19 protein-coding genes are annotated in these 22,000 nt (G+C 48.1%); 12 read left to right on the top strand and 7 right to left on the bottom strand.

The features are described from left to right. Window positions 1-281 precede the first annotated feature (281 nt). The 8 genes from ACAM29_RS16725 to ACAM29_RS16690 all read left to right on the top strand — a co-directional run bounded on the left by ACAM29_RS16725 (window position 282) and on the right by ACAM29_RS16690 (window position 6,697). The gene (locus ACAM29_RS16725) at window positions 282-566 is read left to right on the top strand and encodes a hypothetical protein (protein WP_091827738.1); all 285 of its coding nucleotides are present in this window, start codon (window positions 282-284) and stop codon (window positions 564-566) included. A 1,034-nt stretch (window positions 567-1,600) separates the two neighbouring features. After that, window positions 1,601-2,059, top strand: a complete 459-nt coding sequence (locus ACAM29_RS16720) for a hypothetical protein (RefSeq protein WP_369624799.1) — start codon at window positions 1,601-1,603, stop codon at window positions 2,057-2,059. Between the two features lie 134 nt (window positions 2,060-2,193). After that, window positions 2,194-2,997, top strand: a complete 804-nt coding sequence (locus ACAM29_RS16715) for a DUF2971 domain-containing protein (protein WP_369624798.1) — start codon at window positions 2,194-2,196, stop codon at window positions 2,995-2,997. Window positions 2,998-3,079: 82 nt separating this feature from the next. Further along, window positions 3,080-3,625: a PIN domain-containing protein gene (locus ACAM29_RS16710; protein ID WP_369624797.1), complete on the top strand. Its 546-nt coding sequence runs from the start codon at window positions 3,080-3,082 to the stop codon at window positions 3,623-3,625. A 108-nt stretch (window positions 3,626-3,733) separates the two neighbouring features. Further along, complete coding sequence (locus ACAM29_RS16705) at window positions 3,734-4,087, top strand: hypothetical protein (protein ID WP_369624796.1); 354 nt, start codon at window positions 3,734-3,736, stop codon at window positions 4,085-4,087. Window positions 4,088-4,395: 308 nt separating this feature from the next. Then, a complete protein-coding gene (locus ACAM29_RS16700) occupies window positions 4,396-4,650 on the top strand; it encodes a Trp family transcriptional regulator (RefSeq protein WP_369624795.1) in 255 nt (84 codons plus the stop codon). Beyond that, window positions 4,647-6,038: an anthranilate synthase component I family protein gene (locus tag ACAM29_RS16695; RefSeq protein ID WP_091827195.1), complete on the top strand. Its 1,392-nt coding sequence runs from the start codon at window positions 4,647-4,649 to the stop codon at window positions 6,036-6,038. The genes ACAM29_RS16700 and ACAM29_RS16695 overlap by 4 nt, the downstream gene beginning before the upstream one ends. Beyond that, complete coding sequence (locus tag ACAM29_RS16690) at window positions 6,035-6,697, top strand: aminodeoxychorismate/anthranilate synthase component II (protein ID WP_369624794.1); 663 nt, start codon at window positions 6,035-6,037, stop codon at window positions 6,695-6,697. Before ACAM29_RS16695 ends, ACAM29_RS16690 begins: the two co-directional genes overlap by 4 nt. 33 nt (window positions 6,698-6,730) lie before the next feature. Here ACAM29_RS16690 and ACAM29_RS16685 read toward each other — a convergent pair whose 3' ends face one another. The 7 genes from ACAM29_RS16685 to ACAM29_RS16655 form a co-directional block, all read right to left on the bottom strand. Beyond that, the gene (locus ACAM29_RS16685; protein ID WP_369624793.1) at window positions 6,731-9,484 is read right to left on the bottom strand and encodes a M16 family metallopeptidase; all 2,754 of its coding nucleotides are present in this window, start codon (window positions 9,482-9,484) and stop codon (window positions 6,731-6,733) included. 19 nt (window positions 9,485-9,503) lie between these two features. Beyond that, complete coding sequence (locus tag ACAM29_RS16680; RefSeq protein ID WP_369624792.1) at window positions 9,504-11,588, bottom strand: peptidase domain-containing ABC transporter; 2,085 nt, start codon at window positions 11,586-11,588, stop codon at window positions 9,504-9,506. 61 nt (window positions 11,589-11,649) lie between these two features. Further along, complete coding sequence (locus ACAM29_RS16675; protein ID WP_369624791.1) at window positions 11,650-12,810, bottom strand: cupin domain-containing protein; 1,161 nt, start codon at window positions 12,808-12,810, stop codon at window positions 11,650-11,652. Window positions 12,811-13,356: 546 nt separating this feature from the next. Then, a complete protein-coding gene (locus tag ACAM29_RS16670; protein WP_369624790.1) occupies window positions 13,357-13,608 on the bottom strand; it encodes a hypothetical protein in 252 nt (83 codons plus the stop codon). Window positions 13,609-14,349: 741 nt separating this feature from the next. Then, window positions 14,350-14,640, bottom strand: coding sequence for a hypothetical protein (locus ACAM29_RS16665; protein WP_369624789.1), 291 nt, complete (start codon window positions 14,638-14,640; stop codon window positions 14,350-14,352). Between the two features lie 1,026 nt (window positions 14,641-15,666). After that, window positions 15,667-15,873, bottom strand: coding sequence for a LuxR C-terminal-related transcriptional regulator (locus ACAM29_RS16660; RefSeq protein ID WP_369624788.1), 207 nt, complete (start codon window positions 15,871-15,873; stop codon window positions 15,667-15,669). A gap of 23 nt (window positions 15,874-15,896) precedes the next feature. Continuing rightward, window positions 15,897-17,192, bottom strand: coding sequence for an HlyD family secretion protein (locus ACAM29_RS16655; protein ID WP_369624787.1), 1,296 nt, complete (start codon window positions 17,190-17,192; stop codon window positions 15,897-15,899). Window positions 17,193-17,374: 182 nt separating this feature from the next. On the opposite strand from ACAM29_RS16655, the gene ACAM29_RS16650 reads away from it, so the two are divergent. From ACAM29_RS16650 to tcuB, 4 genes are all read left to right on the top strand, one after another. After that, a complete protein-coding gene (locus tag ACAM29_RS16650) occupies window positions 17,375-18,208 on the top strand; it encodes an aldo/keto reductase (protein ID WP_369624786.1) in 834 nt (277 codons plus the stop codon). A 111-nt stretch (window positions 18,209-18,319) separates the two neighbouring features. After that, window positions 18,320-19,246 (top strand): LysR substrate-binding domain-containing protein, encoded by a 927-nt coding sequence (locus ACAM29_RS16645; RefSeq protein ID WP_369624785.1) that lies wholly within the window; start codon window positions 18,320-18,322, stop codon window positions 19,244-19,246. A 130-nt stretch (window positions 19,247-19,376) separates the two neighbouring features. Continuing rightward, window positions 19,377-20,810 (top strand): FAD-dependent tricarballylate dehydrogenase TcuA, encoded by a 1,434-nt coding sequence (gene tcuA, locus ACAM29_RS16640; RefSeq protein WP_369624784.1) that lies wholly within the window; start codon window positions 19,377-19,379, stop codon window positions 20,808-20,810. A 33-nt stretch (window positions 20,811-20,843) separates the two neighbouring features. After that, window positions 20,844-21,977, top strand: a complete 1,134-nt coding sequence (gene tcuB / locus ACAM29_RS16635; RefSeq protein WP_091827189.1) for a tricarballylate utilization 4Fe-4S protein TcuB — start codon at window positions 20,844-20,846, stop codon at window positions 21,975-21,977. The last annotated feature ends 23 nt before the right edge of the window (window positions 21,978-22,000 follow it).

The raw sequence follows: 22,000 nt of genomic DNA, 5'->3' as shown, positions 1-22,000 counted from the left end.
CACGAGCCTAGGGTGCTTGTTTTGTCACGTGACTGTGCTCATTTGTGACTGGTAACAGGCGGGAAAATCGTTCAGTATCAGGAAATTATGGACTGGCAGTTGCAGGATAACACGCACGACAAAGCTGCAAAACGCGCATGCTCGTTTTCGCCGGAAGAGAATGACTGTGGTATCTCGATTTATCTTTTCTCTTCAGATGCTTACAACAGCTTTCCTAGTCTTCGACTGAAAGCAAATATGCGCATGCGTAGTATTAAAAATGTTAAAAATCGGAGGGAACCGTGCTCAAAATTGATACGCAGCCAGTGGTCTATTATTCACCGCTCGACGAGGATCACTTCTTTGCCTGGGCGCAGGAAATTCCATGTATAAAAAGCATCGATCGCGGCTATCTGCATATCCAAGAATCAGAGGTAGACGAGCAAGCGATGAGGGATCTGTTGGCTATCTTGGAGCGCTACAGGCTGTCAGCAAAGCCACTCGCAGCACTTTGTACCTCCGAGAATGAGTCTTGGTTCAAGGACAAAGACAAGTTCTGGTATCAGGATGTCTTCGGGAATTTTTAACTAGTCGCAGCAGTACGCGGCCTACGGCCGCCGGACGCCCTTTCCATGGCTCCTTCGTCGCCATTCCAAGGTCGCCGCTGTGCTCAGCGTTAGGCACATCATGAGCTGGATCGTTCTCATACTCGTATCAATATTCACAGCTCTCGTGAATTTTGTATTTTTGAATAGCGGCACAGAAACAAGTCAAAAACCAATGATAATCTTCAACTGCGCAATGCTAATCGGGTATGTACTCATGTACATGTTCTACGGGAGCAAGCGCCAGAGCACACTAAAAACTTGGCTCCCGATCAAGTCAAAGATCAAAGCAGTTCTTCTACGTATATTGGTGCTTGGACTTTGCCTAGCTGCATTGCCGCTAGCATATAAATTATCGCAAGCATCTGAATGCACAGAGTTCTTGGTGTATGGCAAAGGGGCAAGCTTAAGCTGGGCACTGTCTTTAATGTGCAAGCTAACAGGGCCAACAATTCCGGCACTTCTTGTGCTATCTCTAATGGCCTGGGCGTTTCCTAGTCTGGTGAAAATTATCTGGCAAAGAACCATACAAGGCCAGGCACGGCGTTAATGTCTGCAAAGGGCCAGCACCTGGTGTTCTGGCTACCTGGCCACTTGCCGAAGCATTAGGTAGCCCCTTCGCGCACAGAGCGGACGGTAGCAGAAATCAGCCGGTAGCTCCGTGCACCACAGGACCTGTGGATAAGCTGCTTTAAGTTTCTGTGGTTACATACAGTGTATTGATGGCTACATGCTCTCCGCGCTCGTTTTGCCGCGTACCTGTGCTCATTTGCGACTGGTAACAGGCGGGAAAATCGTTCAGTATCAGCAAACTATGGACTGGCCGTTGCAGGATAACGCGCACGGCAAAGCTGCAAAACGCGCATGCTCGTTTTCACTGGAAGAGAATGACTGTGGTATCTCGATTTATCTTTTCTCTTCAGATGCTTACAGCAGCTCTCCAGTCTTCGACTTAGAACAAATATGCGCATGCGCAGTATTAAAAATGTTACGTGTACTCGTGGTGAGGAGAAGCTATGGAGCATAATTTTGAGAGGCTAAAAGAACATATTTTGCCGCTCTCTAATTCTCAAAATTTCTTCGCGGCCAAAAATGAGTGGAAGCTTGTTGGCATTGAGATACAGGAAGACTGGGATCATTGTCCATGCGGCCAGGCGATCAAAGAACTTTGTTATATCCAGAATCAGTTCAATGGCAACAAGACTTATGTTGGCAATGTGTGTGTTAACCAGTTCATTGGCATATCAACGGGCAATCTATTCGATGGCCTAAAACGAATTGCCAAGGACAGCTCTGCCAACGCGAACGAGGATTTAATCCTTCACGCTTATCAACTTGGCTACATCTATGAAAAAGAGTACCAGTTCTTAATGCAGACTCGCCGCAAGCGAAAACTCTCAGACAAACAGCTTGCGTGGAAGGAAAAAATAAACTGGAGAATTGTCAATCAAACAGTTGTCCGTAAAAACACGTAACAAGCCGCAGCAATCGCTCCCGTTGGTCGCTGGGACAGCCAAAACGCTGCGCTTATTTGTCTGCCCTTGTGCGGGGCGTTAGTGTTTATAGTGCAGATTTAAATATTTCCACAGGAATAAGGTGACTCTTTTAAATGGAAGAAGAACTTCTATATCACTACACAAGCATTTTTGGTCTCAATGGAATTATTAGCTCCCGTAATGTGTGGGCGAGCGATTGTCGTTACCTCAATGATCAAAAGGAGTTGGTGCATGCGATTGAGATATTTTTAGATGGGTTTGAGGGTGATACAAAAAAAATACTTTCACTCGCATTGCATTGGTTCAGCTTTTCTCAAGCACACTGCGTTTTCTCATTATCCCGTTCACCTCGTGTTCTTAGCCAATGGCGTGCATATGGAGACGATGGGCATGGTGCGGCGATAGGGTTTTCAAGGAAATATCTCCCAGGTATCGGTAACTCATCTACGCGACTTTTAGTGGACTGCATTTACAGTGATCACGAAAACTTCCTTGGCGGTGTTGCTGATAACAATAAGGAGTATATAAATAGCATTATCCAAATGCACGAAGATTCTGGTGGTGCTGTAAATTCATTTTGGGATTTGATTAGGGAGAATCCTCTCCCTCTCGCAAAAATTTATAGCGAGTTGTTAAGAGTTAAAAATCACGCATTCGAGGAGGAGCAAGAGGTTCGTCTTGTAATTAGTGTGCCTATTAATAAAGTTAAAAGTAGGGTGGCCAATGGGTTAATAATCCCATATATCGAGCATTCCTTTGTGGGTGAAGGGGATGAAGATTATATTTGGTGTATTGCTCCGGAAATTTGGTTTGGGCCAAAGAGTGACAAAAGGAATATGCGAGCAATACAAGCTTTTGGTCAGTTTGGCTGGGGTATCAATAGTGGCGTCCATCATTATGATTGTGGATATGTTTAAAGCCAGCACTAACAAGAAAAAGCAGGTGGACGCATAAATGCGCCGCTAATTGAGGCGTTAGTATTACCAAGGAGGCCACACAGTGAAGTGGGCATTTATCGACTACGAAAACATCGGGTGTCTTAGCAAAGTTGATCTTTCAGCTTATAGCAAAGTCGTTTTATTCGTTGGGGCGAAGCAACCAAAAATAGATCTCGGTGAGAAAAAATACGACACGCCAATTAATCTAGTGTTAGTCCAACTTAAAGCCACTCAATCGAACAATTTAGATTTCCACCTTTCCTACTACCTCGGGAAGTATGACAGCGAAGCCCCATCGGGTGTCAGCTTTGATATTATCAGCAACGACAACGGCTTTTCCCCACTTATTGCCCATGTCAAAATGAATGGCAGGTCATGCAAACAGGTCAAAGTGGCATCAGCTCCGAGCGCCAAAAATAAGCTGATAACATTTTTGACGTCTACGCCAAAAGATAAACGCCCGAAGAAGGTTACCAGCCTTCGAAATCATATTGCGGCACATTTGGGTATCAAGGGGAACGAAGTAGCAATACAAAACAATTTTAATCAATTAGTTAACGAGAAAATAATTAAGATTGTCGGTGATGACGTTGAATACAAATGCTAACAAGCGTTGAAAATCGTTCGCTTTGCTCAATGGGACCTAAAAAGCTACGCTTTTTCGGCTCTTTAACTACGGCGTTAAATGGGGGCTACTACAGTAATGGATTACTTTATGCCTATTTTGGTAGTCGGGCTGATGTACGGTTGGCCAATTCTTGTCGGTGTCCTCTGCTTTGCCAGAGCAGAGAAGTCAAAGGCGAAGGCCGCTCTACTGGGCATCGGCATAGGGGTGGGGTGTCTATTGGCTGCGGTCGTCGTTTCGCTCCTCATTGTTTTAGCCGTCGAAAATTGGATAGTTCCTATTTCAAATAGCTCGGGATGTATTGGTGGCGCTGCTGAATGCCCCTTGTGGCTGCTGCGAATTGGAGAGGGGGTCATAGACTGGCAGTTTTTAGCGCTTGAAGGGGCTGCATTCGTAGGGGCTGTCTGGCTGAGTCTTCACCAGCTTCGACCACTTAACAAATAATTGTAGTCGCCTGCAAGTGGGTTGGGACCTCCGCTGCTACGCAGCTCCGGCCCCTAAATTGGGCGTTAATCGTCGGTGTACATATATTAGAGTTACCTAAAGGTCCGCAAAGGGCCAGGAGCAGAAGTAAGCTTCCTTTTAGTTACTGTGATCACTTGCCCGAGGCTCTCAGTCATAAGCGTATTGAACACGAGAAGCTCGGGGCGCCCCACCTCAAAACGCTCATCTTCCTGAAACCGGTTCCGTCTGAAGCTGAACATATCACTTTTCAATTGACCCTACCTCGCATTGTGATACCGTACTAGTACATGAATACAATTCACTTGAATGAGCTGCTCGATCACCTGCTGCAAATGCGGAATCGGGACTCCCTTGAAGAAGCCCTGCGCGATCTGCTGACTCCGGCTGAACTGACCGAGGTCTGCAACCGGCTGCAGATTCTGCGCATGCTGGAGGCCGGTGTGCCTCAGCGGGAGATCGCCAAGCAGCTAGGCGTCGGCATCGCCACCGTCACTCGCGGGGCGCGTGCCCTGAAGATCAAACAGCAACAGAGGCTAACATGAGCCAGAAACCGGCCCGCATCACACTGCCGCGTAAGCCACATTACGTGACGCTGGCAGCAGACATCGACTTCTTTGGCCTGTTCAAGAAGATTGAGAAACGCTTCGACAACTGCTTCATGCTGGAGTCACTGGGCGAGGAGAGCTTCATCTCGCGCCACTCCATCATCGGCTTTGATCCGGAGCAGATCCTCTGGGCCACCGAAGGCGAGTTACATGTGCAGGGCCGCGACGGTGAGGTACAAAGCTACGCCAGTGACAACCCCTACTATCTGCTGCGCGAGATCGTGCCGCAGAACATCATCTCGCGGAAGTATGCCGGCGGCCTGACCGGCTATATCGGCTACGACTGCATGAACTACTTTGAGCCAAGCCTGAACCTGCAGCACAGCGACATGTTCGATGTGTTCCGTTTCGGCGTGTTCAAGGATGGTCTGATTCTCGACAAAATGACCGGCGAGGTCATCTATTTCCACTATGATGACAGCCGCATGGCGATGATCGAGCAGATCCTGGCCGAACCCGCCGTGGAAAACGGCCCGCTGACGGTGACGCCCATGGGCGAGACCATGACCCAGGCCGAACATGCAGCGGCGGTGATGAAGGTGAAGCAGGACATCATCGACGGCAAGATTTTCCAGTGCGAGGTGGGGTTCAAGAAACGTTTTCGCCTGGAGGGCGACAGCATCAACCTGTACGAGCAGCTGCGTGAGGTGAACCCCTCGCCGCAGATGTACTACGTCAAGTTCGGCGAGCAGAAGCTGATCGGCGCCAGCCCCGAACTGCTGTTCCGCCTGCGTCAGGGGGAGATGGAGACCTTCCCGCTGGCCGGTACCACCAAACGTGGCGCCAACGCGGTGGAAGACACCCAATACGCCCGTGCCCTGCTGAACGATCCGAAAGAGATCGCCGAGCACAACATGATCGTCGACCTGCACCGCAACGATATCGGCCGCGTGGCCCGTTTCGGCACGGTAAAGGTGCGCAGCCTGATGGATATCAAGCGGTTCAGTCACGTACAGCACATTTCCAGTGAGATTGTCGGCATTATTTCAGAAGATCACGACATGTTCTCCGCACTGGCCAGCAACTTCCCTGCCGGAACTCTGACCGGTGCGCCCAAGATCGAGGCGATGAAGATCATCGATGATCTGGAATCAGACGGTCGAGGCCCCTACGGCGGTGCCGTGGGCCACTTCTCGTTCAACGGTGACTGCACCTTCGCCATCCCGATCCGCACCGTGTTCGCCAACGGCGAAAACGCCTATGTGCAGACCTGCGGCGGCAACGTCTATGACTCCAACCCGGAGGACGAATACGAAGAGATTCGGCGCAAGTTTGCCGGCACCAAGAAGGTTCTGGATCAGTTTATTGCGGAGGATGAGGCATGAAGGTCTATATCATCGACAACTACGACTCCTTCACCTACAACCTCTACCAGTATATCGGCGAGATTCTGAGCACCGAACAGCATCAGGGGCGTCTCGACAGTTTCGAGATTGTGGTCAAGCGCAACGATGAAATAACCCTGGCCGATCTGCGTGCCGCCGCGCCGGATCGCATCATTATCTCCCCAGGACCGGGCTCGCCGGAAGACCCGGCCTACTTTGGCGTCTGTGCCGAGGTAATCCGCGAGCTGGGGCCGCAAATCCCGTTGCTCGGCGTGTGCCTCGGCATGCAGGGGATCGTGCACGTATTCGGCGGCAAGGTAGTGAAGGCACCGCTGCCAATGCACGGCAAGATCAGCCCGATTCGTCACACCGCGGAAGGCGTGTTCGCTAACACCCCGGACCAGCTGGAGATCATGCGTTATCACTCGCTGATGGCCGAGGCGGAAAGCCTGCCGGAATGTCTGGACGTGACGGCTGTGGTTGGCGAACTGCCTGTGGACAGTTTCACCGACCATGCCCGCATCCATCAGGGCGGCGACTTCGAGATCATGGGGGTTCGCCACCGTGAACACCCGATCCACGGCATCCAGTTCCACCCGGAATCCTTCGCCACCGAAGGCGGCAAGGAGCTGATCGCCAACTTCCTGTTTCAGGCCTGATACACAGGAGGCGGCCTTTCAGGTCGCCTCAACTCATTCGGGCCCTGCGATAATTTCAACCATTTTCGCAGCATTGAAATAGCGACGAGCTGCTGCATTGACCTGTTCGAGCCCCGCCTCGATATATTCCTGATTGCGAATGATCCACGACTCCATCGTGGTGCCTTCCGCCAACTGCCGCGGCAGCAAGCCAAGAATCGTTTGATCATTATTCAATGCTCGACGCCGCTCGCTCAGAATCGTCCGCTTGGCCAAATCCAGTTCGTGCTGGGTAATACCAAACTCGGCTATACGAGCTACCTCTTCTTTTACAATGTTCGCCAAGCGCTCACCCTGCCCTGCGGTAAAATCTCCGTGGATGCTGACAAAGGCATGGTCACCTGTCGTCGGCACTCGAATGGATGAGCTCAAGTCATATGTGAGCTGCTCCTGTTCACGCAAGCGTTTGCCCAAACGCGAAGCCAGCGGATGCCGACCCAATATATGCTCGACCAGGAAAATTTCCGCATCCTCTTCCGTATCACTATTGGCTGCAAAATAGATGCGCCCAAGATAGTGACCGCCCGTTGAACCAGCATCTACTTCTCGCCGCACAGGTGGCTGATCACGATGCATGGCAAGAATTCGCTGATAGGGTGCCAAACTCATCCAGCTGCCCCAAAGGGTGTCCAGCGTCGCTGTTATCCGTGCTGAATCAAAATCCCCACTCAAGGCGATCTCACCATGCTGAGCACCATAAAAGTCCTGATGAAAACGCACCACATCATCTCGGGTAACTGCGTCAAGAGCCGCGATCATCTCTTCAGGCTCAAGATAGCGCCGGATATCACCTTGAGGATAGTCAGTTTCAGTCTGGCGACGCAGCTCCACAAGGGCCACTTCTGCAGGATTGTCGGACGGTATTTGCAACGCCTGCCTTTGCTGCCGTTTGACCAGTTCGAATTCATGCTGCGGAAACGAGGGCTTCTGCAAAACTTCAGCGATTAACTGCAACAATTCCGCCAGGTTCTCTGCCGGGCTGACAAAGCGTACAACCAGCATGCCGCCCTGAGGTACAACCGAAAACCCCGCTCCCAGCTGATTTGTGCGATCGACTACATCCTGATAACTCCGGTTATGCGTACCCCGCATCAGCAACAAACCGGTCAGCCTGGATACCGCCTGCGTACCCCGCAGGCTGCCCTGGTCTCCAAAGCGCAGATTCAGCTGACCACTTACCATGCCTGAGGTCCCGGGCAGTGGGCGCAAGGCTACTTTCATGCCATTGCTCAATTCATCACGCTGAATACTGTGTTCTATTGATTTGATGTGAGCATTGAATTCATCCAGATCGGGCAGCTCACCCGACAACGTCGTTACAACACCATCGGGAACGGAAGGCTGCGGGCGGGCTATTGAAGCTACCGTTGTGTCTCCATCACTCAACAGGGCACGGACTTTACTCAGCCAACCTCTACCCTCGTTTTCCTGCTCGGTAAGCAGATAGCCCATAACCGGTTTCTTGTTCGCCAGCAGCAACTCAATCTGTGCCTGTACCTGCTGAAGGTCCAGTGCGTCAATCCGGGCTAGTCTCCGTAATTGAAGCTGCCAGTCCCCCAACGCTGCTGACTCAGACAATATGTCTGACAGGCTGGCAGGGTCATTCATGATCAAACCTTTCAGCGAGCGCATACTGGCCTGGGCGCGCGCCAGTTCATCTGCTGTAACCGGCTGCTCAAGCAATGCTTCCAGCTGTGCCGTAAACATCGGCTGTACCACCTGATGTGACTGCCCTTTTGCCAATGTGGCCCCAACCATGAATTGCCCTCCCTGCCGAAACAGCTGCGGCAATGCAAAAACCGACTGCACCTTGCCCGGCACCACCAGTGACCGATAAAGCCTGCCATGGGGCTCACCAGCCAATACATCGGCCAGAACCGCCAGCATCGCGTTGTGCTCATCCAAGCTAGACGGCAACCCATACCCCAGTGCAAACACATTAAGGTTCCCCTGATACACTCGCGCCTTGCCTTGGCCATAATGAAGGCTTGGCAGTTTAGGTACATTAATAGCGTGCGAAGACGGGCTGATTGTCGCAAAGTGCTCAGTAATCGATGCCAGCGCTGGCTCAATCTCAAAGCCACCTGTCAGCACCAGTACCGTATTGTTGGGATGATAGTAGTGTGCATGAAATTGCCGCAGATCTTCGGGAGTCAGTCTGCGCAACTCATCGTAGCGGCCAAGAACGGAACGCCCATAGGCCTGTCCGCTCCAGGCCTGCGCCGACATTTTCGCTCCCAGCATCGCAAGCGGATCATTTTGAGCGCGAGCGATTTCCTGCCTGATCACGTCCAGTTCAGCGCTCATATCTGCCTCAGAGAAGACCGGGCTGACCATGCGCTCAGCTTCCAGGTTCAGAAGAAAATCCAGCTTCGCTTGGTCAGCAGAAAACATGGCAGAATAACGCGTACGGTCAAAGCTCGTCGTGGCGTTGAATTGAATCCCCCGTTCTCGTAACCCAGTCAGAAGTTGCTCCCCGGTGCGCTGTGCAGTCCCCTTGAACATCATGTGCTCAAGAAAGTGTGCCATCCCCCCAAACTGATCAGGATCAGCCAGGCTACCCGTGAGATAAACCAGATCAACATGGATCACTCCTTGGGTCGCATCAGGTGCCAGCAGGATACTCATACCGTTTTCCAGACGGTACTCTGTTATACCCTCCCAACTTTTCATCCGCTCGGGTAACGCTGCAGCCTGTACAGCATGAACAGACAGCGTTAATACAAACAAAGCGATATAACGAAACATTAGTCAGTCCTTATGACAATTATGCAACCTCGGCAGTATCCAAACGGATATCCTCTGTTACCTGCCCATCCTCTAGATGGATAATCCGTGACACCATCGCAACGGTTTCACGACGGTGGGCAATAACCACTCTTGTGATCGACAGCGATTGCAAGTTGCTTACAACGTGTTGTTCACCATGCAAATCCAGATGACTGGTAGCTTCATCCAGCGCAAGGATAACAGGCTGTTTATAAAGAGCTCTGGCCAGTAACAAACGCTGTTTCTGCCCACCGGACAAACCGCTTCCCATTTCGGCAATCAAGGTCTGGTAACCCATTGGCATATTAATAATGGCTTTGTGAATATTGGCTCGCTGCGCTGCTTCTTCAATGCATTCTTGTGTGGCACCAGGCTCAAAACAGGCAATGTTTTCAGCAAGAGAACCCGCCATTAACTGGTCATCTTGCATAACAACACCTACCATTTTTCTTAACGCTGTCGGCCCCAGCTGACGAATGGAAATGCCTCCAATGCGAATATCACCTTCTGTTGGTTCCAGCAAACCCAGCATGAGTTTGAACAGCGTCGATTTACCACAACCGGAACGACCAACCAGAGCGACGGCATCCCCGGCGTCAATTGTCAGTGACAAGTCTTTGATCACCCAGCGTTCGCCTTCCGCATACCGAAAAGACACTCCCCTGAACTCAATGCGCGGGGTAATTCGACTTAGATCCGTTTCCACAACAGCATCCGATTCAGGTGTTTCAAGGGCGATGTCTGCCATACGTTCTGCATGTAATGACAGCATTTTGATTTCGATACCCAAGTCAATCAGTTTACTGGCACGGGAAGTGAACTGGCTTTTGTAAGCGAGGAAAGCCAGTAACATGCCCAGTGTCAGAGTATTGTTTAGAACGGCCAGCCCACCTATATACAGAAGAAGCATACCCTCCAACCCAAAAATCAATGTGTTGCAACCACCAAAAACCAGCAGCATTTTTTGTGTTTTCAGGTCACGGTTTTGTACATCTGTCACCAGATTTTGCCAGGTTGCCAGACGTAAAGGCGCCGAGTTGAACAACTTCAGTGGCTGCACGGCCCGAATGGTTTCAAGAAAATAGGCATTTTCTCGCGTAGCCAGCACGATTCGCTCTTCGGTAGCATTACGCAGGGGCAGATAAAACACCCATCGGAGAAGTACATACAAACCAACTGCTACCAACACAATGGCAGTCAATATTTTGCTGTAAAGGAGCATGAGCCCAAGCGTAATGAGCGCAACCAAAGCATCCAGTACAATCGTGATGGCTCCATTGGCAAGAACAGCTCGAATGGCCTCAAGCGATTGAAAACGAGCAGTGATATCTCCCAAATGCCGCTTTTCGAAAAAAGACCAGGGCAGCCGTAGTAGATGGTGAAAGAAATTACTGGTCCACTGTAACGTCAACTGCTGATTCAGGCGCAGCCCCATCCACCCTCTCGCCATGCGCAAGGCAAAATCAATCACCAATAGCAGGCAGCCGCCTATCACTGCCAACAACAGTAAGTCGTAGTCCGCTGAAACCAGAGCATGGTCTACAACCCACTGAGTAACTTGGGGCGACAATAGAGCAACCACCTCTAATGCCAAAGCCAACATCAGGATGTTCACCAGCGCCCGTTTGAGCCCAAAAACCCGACCCGTCAACTCACGTAAACGCAGACGAGGCTTTTTCTGAGCAGGCTGAAAGGTTCCACTGGGGGATAATTCAAGAGCTACACCGGTAAAGCAGCGGGATACTTCATCCATTTTTAATGATCTACGCCCCACTGCCGGATCAAGGATCATGACTCGCTGCGCGCCCACTTTTTCTAATACCACAAAATGATTGAGATTCCAGTGTAAGATACAGGGCAAGCGGAGTTGCTTCAGTTCATCCAGTTCCAGCCGTACAGGGCGGCACGAAAACTCAAGGGCTTGGGCGTAATGAATAATTTGGGGCAGGCTAGTACCTTTAACCGATATGGAAAAACGCCGCCGTAGGATGGCAAGATCCAAATGTAATTCATAGGCACTCGCGACCATAGCAAGACAGGCCAAGCCGCATTCATGGCTTTCTGATTGGAGAATAGTTTTCATTTATTATGACTGCACTCAAAGAAATATTTTATCCTTCTTTCCCCCTGAAGGACTCTATAAATTAATCTTGCAGTTCGACAACATCATTTAGAGCAAGCTGAAATAGTAGCTCTTGCAAATTACTAGCTGGGAAATCCGAAAATTCAAATATAATATCACCAACCTTACACTGCTTATTTTTAATTATGTAGTCAATAATCTTAACCCCTATACTATCAATATTTATTTTATTACCATTGAGAATTAAAAAACCATCCGGAAAATGATAAATTAAATTTGCATTTAAAATAATAATCTGCGAATATTCGAGCTTATGAAATTTATTATTACCTAATTTTTCAAGAGATATCTTTGAATCCACCCGGTGTTGCCCAATATAATCAGCCATAAACCGCTCAAAAAGTTCCCGGTTTGATAGTAACTCGCCGAACTGATGCCCAAAGCAAACTAAAGAATCTCGACTATCTTCAAAATTATGCAAATTTCTTCGCCCCTCCATTATATTAGGTGCAAATTGCATTAGCCAGTTAAGGTAATCAAAGCCTGTAGGAGCAAAAGTACCTATTGCCAGATGGAATGTTTCCCCATCCATAGGTATAGGATTATGCCACCAGCCACGCGGAACATAGAGAATATCTCCTGCTTCAAGTACTATATCCAAATATATTTCTTCAGGCTCCTTAATACCCTGCATATCTTTGACTTGTTGCATGTACAAAGGCAACTCAAAATTTGGTTTTTTAAGAATCCAACGTTTTCGTCCTTTTATCTGAACAGCAAATACATCTCGAGTGTCCCAATGACAGCGATAAGATGGCTTCGCACTAAAAGCCGCATAGCCACTGGTAATAACTTGTGCGTTTGCAAACTGGGATATTTGCCTGGCAATATGGCTAACAAAAGGCTCATTCTGGATGCGGTTATATACTAAAGTCGCACCTTCCCTCATATATCTATATATTGCTGATTTTACGTATCGGTACTCTATCTTTCCTACATTAATATAGGATTCAACATACTCTTTTTTGGGAACCTCGTAACCATTCATAAGCTTAAAACTACGATCATATGCATCTGCGCGTTCATATATTTCATTGATTTCACTCCATAATATGTCATGACACTTTATCGCCCCCCTTGACAAATACGGCTTCTTGTAAAGATAGTCAGCAATAAAGTCTTTTTGCTCAATTTTAAAATTTATTTTATTCTTTACTGTCATTTATAACCCTGATAATAATATTTTTAACCTTACATTCCAATCAATAATTGATATGCCAATATGATATGCCAATATGATATGAAAATATTAAATAAATGAGATTTTTATCACTCATATATTTGAAGATATAAAATTACAAATCCTTTCTATCTCTAATTAAATTTAAAGCAACCAGCATTCCAATTATTGATGAAAGACCACACCTTAAAGACTGGTTAAAATCTCCGGTAAACACGTAAAAAAAACTTATAAATGAGCATATTAAACTCAATACAATAAATAAATTGCACATTATTTTACTGAGAAAAATATCAGCTTTCATTTCAGTATAAACCCTAAATATTATTCATAATAAAAACACGATTCTATTGAAGCAATAACTAGCATTAAGATATTAAAAATAACTTATTAACCCGGCGGCAGTTTCTGTCGGATAAGTCCTAGCTATGGCGGGGCTCCTAGCCAAGATTGGAAGACCTAAATTTCCGCCGGGTTAATAGTATTTTCACTGACCTATCCCATATTAGAAGAGGGCTTATTCATAATTTAATATTGAGTTCCGTCACCATAGTCACTGCCATCTTGAGATGATTGATACCAATCATATGCTCCTGCAGCTAGGCCAATCGCTGCACCAACTACCGCACCATAAAGCCCTGCTCTAGCACCGTTAACTGCCCCAGTTGCAGCACTTGCTAGCACCCGGCCCGCAGCATAACCAGCGCCTCCAGTGGTTACAGTAGTATCGACAGTGTCAATTGCACTTCCCGAACCTGACACTAAGGTCAACTCTTTCAAACTCAACTCTCTCATAGTCCACTTACACCATTTCTCGGTTATAACTAGAGAAATACAATATCAATATTTTTACTAAGAACCATCCTGCAAATGTAGGGGTAATTCTCCGAAAAAATGATATTAATACAGCCCTCCGAGTTCGACAGACAAACAATTAAACCATTGGTTTTTAAAGATCTATTGAATCCAGTAGAGGCGCGCATATTTGATGTCTGAATTTATTCCCTGTAGTGTGTAACCGCATGATTTAAATTTGTAATGGAGCATTTTCAAACCCCGTCTTTTAAATCAATAAGCTAGCTCGCTAGCTGTCGAACTCGGGAGACCCAATAGTAAATCAAAACCCCAAAATACTGATTTATCAAATAAATCCAGAGATTTATCTATTTTTACAAATTTCATCAATAAAAATAAAATAGAAGGGAAGCATAAGAAAAAAACAATTGTTTTTTATATTTTAAAAAATATTATAAAGGTTCAAATGCATTGTTGTAGTTCGTACCTAATGGATCAGGAGGCATGTCGGCAATCCACCCTTGGACTGGGGTATTTTCATTGAGCCACTCGCCTGCTGCATATCCTCCTGCGAAAGCAGTATTAATATATCCAAGCCCTGGAAATGTCCGAAGTGCAACACTTGCGTTCATTCCTGGCTAAACATTTGTTGGCGGGGCTAACCCTCCAGAAACAACTTTAAGCTGTTGTATAGACAACCCTTTCATTTTTAATCCTCTCAACTCATCATGAAACAATCAACAAAAAAGAAAAAAATATTAAAAAAACACCTATATACTCTATATAATAATCAAACCCACCCATATTTTCATTAGATTCAAAAATTTTATTCATAAAAACTTCCGGCTTATTGGTGCCACCAAAAACTATAAGGGAAAGTCCAAGATAAATAATAGAGGCTTCATAAGATTTTTCATAAAAATATTTTATAGAATTAAATAAAAGCGGCATCGATAAAAAAATCAAAATGATTATAACAAAATATTTTTTCCCAACAACCTTATTAAACCCCTTCATTATAGGAACCACTTAATAATTCCATAATAAAAATATTATATTGCTATTAATAATGATTTTTAAAAACCCATAAGAAGACATTATTAAAAAACAAATCATATTATTATATGATACCTGCACAACCCCACACATACAATGCAACTGTACCACCAACTGTTGCAGCATCCGAAATACCTCTAGCACCTGAAACCAATTCCATTTCCAAAATTGACAAAGTTCTCATTATTATTCCCTATCTTTTTTCCGTTTCATAAAAATAATTTCTAAAATTATTATCGGATCAGGATTGATTAAATATTCTTCTATATTATTCTTATTTTTCATAAAGAAAAATGATATAAATAAGGATCCAATGGTAAAGCAAAAAATCCAAAATAACGATTTCTCAAATAAATCCAGAGAGCTATCTCTTGTTACAAATATAATCACCCCCAAAAATATAAAATAGAAAGGAAGCATAAAGATAAAATAATTTGTTTTTTATTTTTCATTTAAATCAACTATAACAATGGCTTATAATTTCAATCTTAATTAATTACTTCATAGATTAAATTATTTATTATTTATTATTTATTATTTATTATTTATTATTTATTATTTATTATTTATTATCAATAATTTTAATGATTACATTTTTATTTTGGTATCCTACAAATATAAGGGTTGAAATGCCACGTCCCTATGGAAAGCCCTTAGAATAGCAGTACTAAAAGCCAAAATCTTCTCGTAATCGACGCACAGGAGACTTTGCATGGAAAAATCACGTGACTGATATAGCCTGAATCTTAAAAAACTGAATACTACCCATTATCTCTGATACTCAACAATCGATATAATAGATAGGAAATAATCGCACTTTGGTTACATGTAAAGGAATCTTTTTATATCCTTATAAATAATAAATTTCAATAAATAATGAAAACTATCCTATAAAAAGTAGGAAAATATATAAAAACCTACTTAACACCATATTTTTAAAATTCTCTTTCTCCACATTATAATTCTTCATTAAATGGATGCTGTAATTTACAGTCTTAACTTATCGTCCTTCATGACACAGTGATGCCGCGCAATAAGTTCCATGCGTGAGGCCACATTGGCTTTACGTAGCAGAGAGGAAACATGATCCCTGACAGTAAAATCGCTTATGTTAAGCTGAGCAGCTATTTGCTTATTGGTTTTCCCTTTTATAAGCAGTTCGAAAACATCCTGTTCTCTTTTAGTAATTTTCATACAAGTTCCATTGAATTTATTTTTTACATCTTTTCAGTGAATGAATATAAAGGCTCGAGTATCCATTCATAAATTTTGCGCTCTTCTTGAAGAATATCGGCTTCCAATTGCATGCCAGGAAGCAATGGCTTTTGCCTGCCGTAAACTTCTACATGCTGGGATTCAAGCTCTACGGTCACACGGTAATAATTCTCACTTGCTCCTGGATTGCTGCCGCTCTGCAGTGTGCTGGCGATATGAGGCTGAAGTTCATTGATTGAATAGGGACTATTGGCGACGTTGACTACCCGACCTTCTGCCATGCCAAACTTTTGATAAGGAAAAGCTTCATAACGGAGTGTTACTTGCTGACCCGACTGAATAAAGCCTGACTGTCGCGGAGTTATATATAATTGGGCATGCAGCTGGCTACCTGAAGGGATCAAACTCGCCATTAAGGTACTGTTCACTACCCGCTGCCCTGCTTGAACACTTAAACCTGTAATTTGACCATCAAAAGGCGCTTGGATGATTTGCTGAGTACGCAAGTTATTTTCGGCAATTTCCTGCTGCAATAAAGCCATACTCTGATTTGCATCATTCAATTGGCGCTGGTACTGCTCTTCTTGAGTTCTATGCTGGGCGATGAGTGCCAATCGATCATGCTCCAAGCTGACCTGGTTACGTTTAATGGATTGCTTTTGGCTAGACAACGCTAAGCGCTCAGCCTTTGCTTGTTGTAATTCAGAGACCGCTATATGACCTTGTGTACGTAGCCTTTGCATACGTTCCACATTATTTAAAGCCAATTGTTCCCTTTCCTCTATGAGGCGTATCTCTTCCTGAAGCTGGGATTTTTCTATTTCGATAGCGTCAAGACGCATATCCAGGAACTCTTGCTGTCCTAACAGCCGTTCTTTCGATTGTTCAATATCTCGTTTTATCAGTGACTGACGTTGCGACATTTGCTCAGCTAAAAGTGTCTGTACCTCTCCTAAAAGTGAAACGCGCTCATCCGATAGAACAAATAGAGGATCACCTGCCTTGACGCTGTCACCCTCTTTTACGTTTACCTTCAGCACCTGCCCTTGAGTCGGGGCCAGTATTCTCAGCACTCCTTGGTCAGGCACCAAAAGGCCCGGTGCCGCAACCTTTCGGGTATGAGTCCCTTGTAGAAGAAAGGCCAGTACAAGAATTACCAGGAGTAACGCTGACAGGGCTACCCATGCATAATTGACTGGCTGATGGATCAGAACCTGCCCCATATGGGAGGACTGCTGCTCTGCAAGCACTTCATGCCTGAACAGCAGGGTATGCTTTGGATTATTCGGTGCCTCCATGGCGTAACTTCAACATCCCTAAAGCCGTATAAAATATCAAAATAAATGATATGCATTATCATTTCAATTTATACTATAGTCTCGTGCTTCTCTCTTGGTATTTCAGCTTAGATAGTCGTGAACCGCACAACGGTAGTAATATCAAACCTCAATTCACCCTGAACAACATTGGAGCGTTGCAGATGAGCATAACCCTGGCCCCGACCCTGACACTGGCCAACGGTGTCGAGATGCCCCAGCTGGGCCTCGGCACTTGGCCGATGAACGATGCCGAAGCCGCCGAAACGGTTACCACCGCACTGGAACTGGGCTACCGCCTGATCGACACCGCCGAGAACTACCAGAACGAGCGTGGTGTGGGTCTGGGCATTCGCAACGCTTCTGTGCCGCGTGATCAGGTATTCGTAACCACCAAGTTCAACCGCAAGTGGCACGGCTTTGAGGGCGCCAAAGACGCCTGCGAGGCGAGTCTGAAACGGCTGGAGCTGGACTATATCGACCTGCTGCTGATCCATTGGCCCAATCCGGATCAGGATCGTTTCGTGGAAGCCTATCTGGGGCTGCTTAATCTATTGGATCGCGGACTGGTGCGCGCCATCGGCACCTCCAACTTCAAACCGGCTCATCTGCAACGACTGCTGGATCTGGGTCTGAAGCCACACCTGAACCAGATCCAGCTTGACCCCTATCATCGTCGTGATGACCTGATTGCGCTGCACCAGCGCCACGGTATCGTCACCGAGTCCTGGCGCCCACTGGGCTGTGGCAATGCCATGTTGGCAGACCCCGCCATTCTTGCCATCGCGGAGCAGCACCAGCGTACACCCGCCCAGATCGTGCTGCGCTGGGCAGTGCAGCAGGGCTTTGCTACCGCAACCAAGTCATCCAATCCACAGCGCATGGCCGACAACCTGAACATTTTTGACTTCAGCCTGAGTGCCGAAGAGATGTCCAGCTTGAACAGCCTCGGTCGCGATGATCCGGATATGCTGGATGCGGACCAATTCGGGCATTGATATCCGCATGTCCTGCATGGCTCTGTTTAGGTATGCTTGGCGTTCACACTAGATAAATAGGCTATCTCCACATACCGGATAGCCTGTTTCAGGGCCGGGTAGATAACAGACGTGGAACTTCGCCAGCTTAAATACTTCCTGAAAGTCGTCGAGTGCGGCAGCCTGGGCAGAGCCGCTCTGGAGCTGGATATCGGCACTTCAGCCCTGAGCCAGCAAATTTCCAAGCTGGAGAGTGAGCTGGCAACACGTCTGCTGAACCGGACGTCCACCGGTGCCCTGCCCACTAGTGCCGGCATCGCCTTCATGCACCATGCGCAGCTTGCTCTGCGCCAGACAGAGCAAGCGGTTATCGCCGCTCAGAAAGAACGTACCAGCGGGTACGTCAGTATCGGCTTGCCGCCCACCACTGCCACAGTGTTGGCACTGCCACTGATTCAAGCAATGAATGAGCGTTATCCCCACATTCAACTTCACATTGTGGAAACACTCTCCGGTCATTTGGCCAATATGCTGAATGCGCGCCAGCTGGATCTTGCCTTGGTGTTTCATGCAGACAGCGCACATCGTTGGAGTACTCGAGCCCTGCTTGATGAAGACCTGTTTCTGATTGCGTCGCCCTCTGCGGTGGATGCCTGCTTTGAGCTGCAATCTGTCCAAATCAAGGATCTGGCGGACGTTAAACTGATTATGCCCAGCGGGTTGCATGGCTTGCGCACCAACCTGATGGCGGCATTCGAGCGCTTTAACATCCAGCCCAATATCATTATGGAGATTGATGGATTAACCCTGCTGATGGATGCCGTACGTCAAGGTTATGGCGCCACCATTCAGCCCGGGGCTGCAGCTGCGCGCCTTGGCGAGAGCGGACTGCGCATTCGGCGCATCGAAGACAAACATGTCATTCGTCGCAACTTTCTTGTCAGCCTGCCAGACGATGACCTTTCCCCCAGTGCGCTGGCTACACGTGTGGTAATAGCCAAAGTGGCCAAGGATTTGGTGAAAAACAATATCTGGCCCGGTGCACACTGGATCGGATAACCCTATACAAAGTGTTTAATTATTCTAAACACCTACCTGCCAAACCCACCTGTCGACCCTCCGATTGACACAATAGAGTTGCTCCCATGCCCTGAAAAGCCATGCGGCTTCTCATGTCACAGGAGAACTTATGATCGATGTTCTGATAATTGGTGGTGGTAACGCTGCTCTATGCGCCGCCCTAATGGCGCGTGAAGCCGGAGCCAGCGTCATGCTGCTCGAGGCCTCGCCCCGTGAGTGGCGTGGTGGCAACTCGCAGCACACCCGTAATCTCAGATGTATGCACGAAGCCCCCCAGGATGTCCTGGTTGATGCTTACCCGGAAGAAGAGTACTGGCAGGACCTGCTGAAAGTCACCGGCGGCAAGACCAACGAAGAACTGGCACGTCTGGTCATTCGCGAGTCATCAAGCTGTCGTGATTGGATGCGTCAGCACGGCGTTCATTTCCAGCCGCCGCTTTCAGGTGCACTGCATGTTGCACGTACCAACGCCTTTTTCATGGGTGGCGGCAAGGCGCTGGTCAACGCCTATTACCGCAGTGCCGAGCAGCTGGGCGTACAGATTCGTTACGATACTCCGGTTGAAGACCTGGAAATTCGTGATGGACGCTTTGTCGCAGCGTTGGTGCCTGAACGTGAAGTCAACGGCACCCGGTTGGCTGCGGAACGCATTGAAGCCAAAAGCTGCGTACTGGCCGCTGGCGGGTTCGAGTCCAACCGTGAGTGGTTGCGTGAGGCCTGGGGACAGAATGAGCGCGGCGAGTACCCGTCTGACAATTTCCTCATTCGCGGCACCCGCTTCAACAAGGGCACTCTGCTCAAGCGCATGATCGATCTGGGCGCCGATAGCATCGGCGACCCGACGCAGGCACACATGGTCGCCATCGATGCACGTGCTCCCCTCTATGATGGTGGCATCTGCACCCGAATCGACTGCGTATCCCTCGGTGTTGTAGTCAACAAGGAGGGCGAGCGTTTCTACGATGAAGGTGAAGATTTCTGGCCCAAACGTTATGCCATTTGGGGACGCCTGGTCGCTCAGCAGCCCGGTCAAATCGGTTACTCCATTATCGACAGCAAAGCGGTCGGCAACTTCATGCCCCCGGTGTTCCCCGGCAACAAGGCTGATTCACTGGAGGAGCTGGCTGACCAACTCGGTCTGCCTCGTGAAATCTTTATGCGTACCCTTCAGGATTACAACCGGGCCTGCCGCCCCGGCACCTTCAACCATACCGAACTGGATGACTGTGTTACCGAAGGCGTCACTCCGGCCAAAACCCACTGGGCGCGGCCCATCGATACCCCGCCATTTTACGGCTATGCACTCAGACCTGGGGTGACCTTTACCTATCTGGGCCTCAAGACCGATGACACTGCCGCCGTTCGTTTTGACGACCAACCCAGCGACAACCTGTTCGTGGCTGGCGAAATGATGGCGGGCAATGTGCTCGGCAAGGGCTACACCGCTGGGGTAGGCATGTCGATCGGCACGGCTTTTGGCCGCATCGCAGGTCGAAATGCAGCCTTGGCCAGTCTGGGCAGACAACCTGCCTCGGCTGCCTGAATACGTGACCGCTCAAGAATAAGTGAACTTGTCATGAATGCCGAAAGCAACCTGATTCCACTCCTGAATACCGACGAAGAAGAAGTCAACCGACAGCTGCAAATCTGTAACGCCTGTCGTTATTGTGAAGGCTACTGTGCCGTTTTCCCCGCCATGACCCAGCGACTGGAGTTTGGCAAGGCCGATATCCATTATCTGGCCAACCTGTGTCATAACTGCGGCGCTTGTCTGCACGCATGCCAGTATGCTGACCCGCATGAGTTTGGCGTCAATATTCCCAAGTCCATGGCCAAGGTACGTCTGCAAACCTATAGCGATTATGCCTGGCCACGCAAACTGGGGGCGCTCTACCAGCGCAACGGTCTGACACTGGCTTTATCCAGCGCACTCGCACTGGGCCTTTTCCTGGTTCTGACACTGCTGGTCCAGGGCAGCTTGTTCAGCCAGATTGAAGGTGGCGATTTTTATCAGATTTTTCCGCACAACACGCTGGTCGCCATGTTTGGCTCGGTGTTCGGGTTTTCCACCCTGGCGCTGATACTGGGTGTGGTTCACTTCTGGCGCAAGGTTGCTCCGGGGGAGAAACAAGTGCAAGAAGCCGTACCTGCCATGATACAGACCGGCAAGGCGGCGCTGACACTGAAATACCTGGATGGTGGTCACGGTCAGGGATGCAACAATGAGGACGATGCCTTCACTCTGGCACGCCGTCGCTTCCATCACTTGACCTTCTACGGCTTCATGCTCTGCTTTGCGGCCACCTCAGTGGCAACCCTGTACCACTACGTCATGGGCTGGGAGGCACCCTATCCCATTTTCAGTGTGCCGGTCATACTGGGCATCGTTGGAGGCATCGGCCTGCTGATCGGCCCGGCGGGGTTGTTTTACCTGAACTACAAGCGCCATCCGGAGCACGGCGACCAGGCCCAGCGTCCTATGGATCGCGGCTTTATCATGCTGCTGTTTATGATCAGCCTGACCGGACTGCTGCTGCTGGGGTTCAGAGAAACCACACTGATGCCACTCATGCTGGCGCTGCATCTGGGCTTTGTCATGGCCTTCTTCCTGACCATGCCCTACAGCAAATTTGCACATGGCTTCTACCGCTCTGCCGCACTGTTCAAGTCTTACCTTGAAACTCGAAAAAACAATAACTCCAAGCACTGAATAAAAACTGTCACTCGAACAAC

The organism is Marinobacterium sp. BA1, from assembly GCF_041155135.1.
Lineage (GTDB): Bacteria > Pseudomonadota > Gammaproteobacteria > Pseudomonadales > Balneatricaceae > Marinobacterium > Marinobacterium iners.
This window is presented reverse-complemented; position numbering and strand designations above follow the sequence as displayed.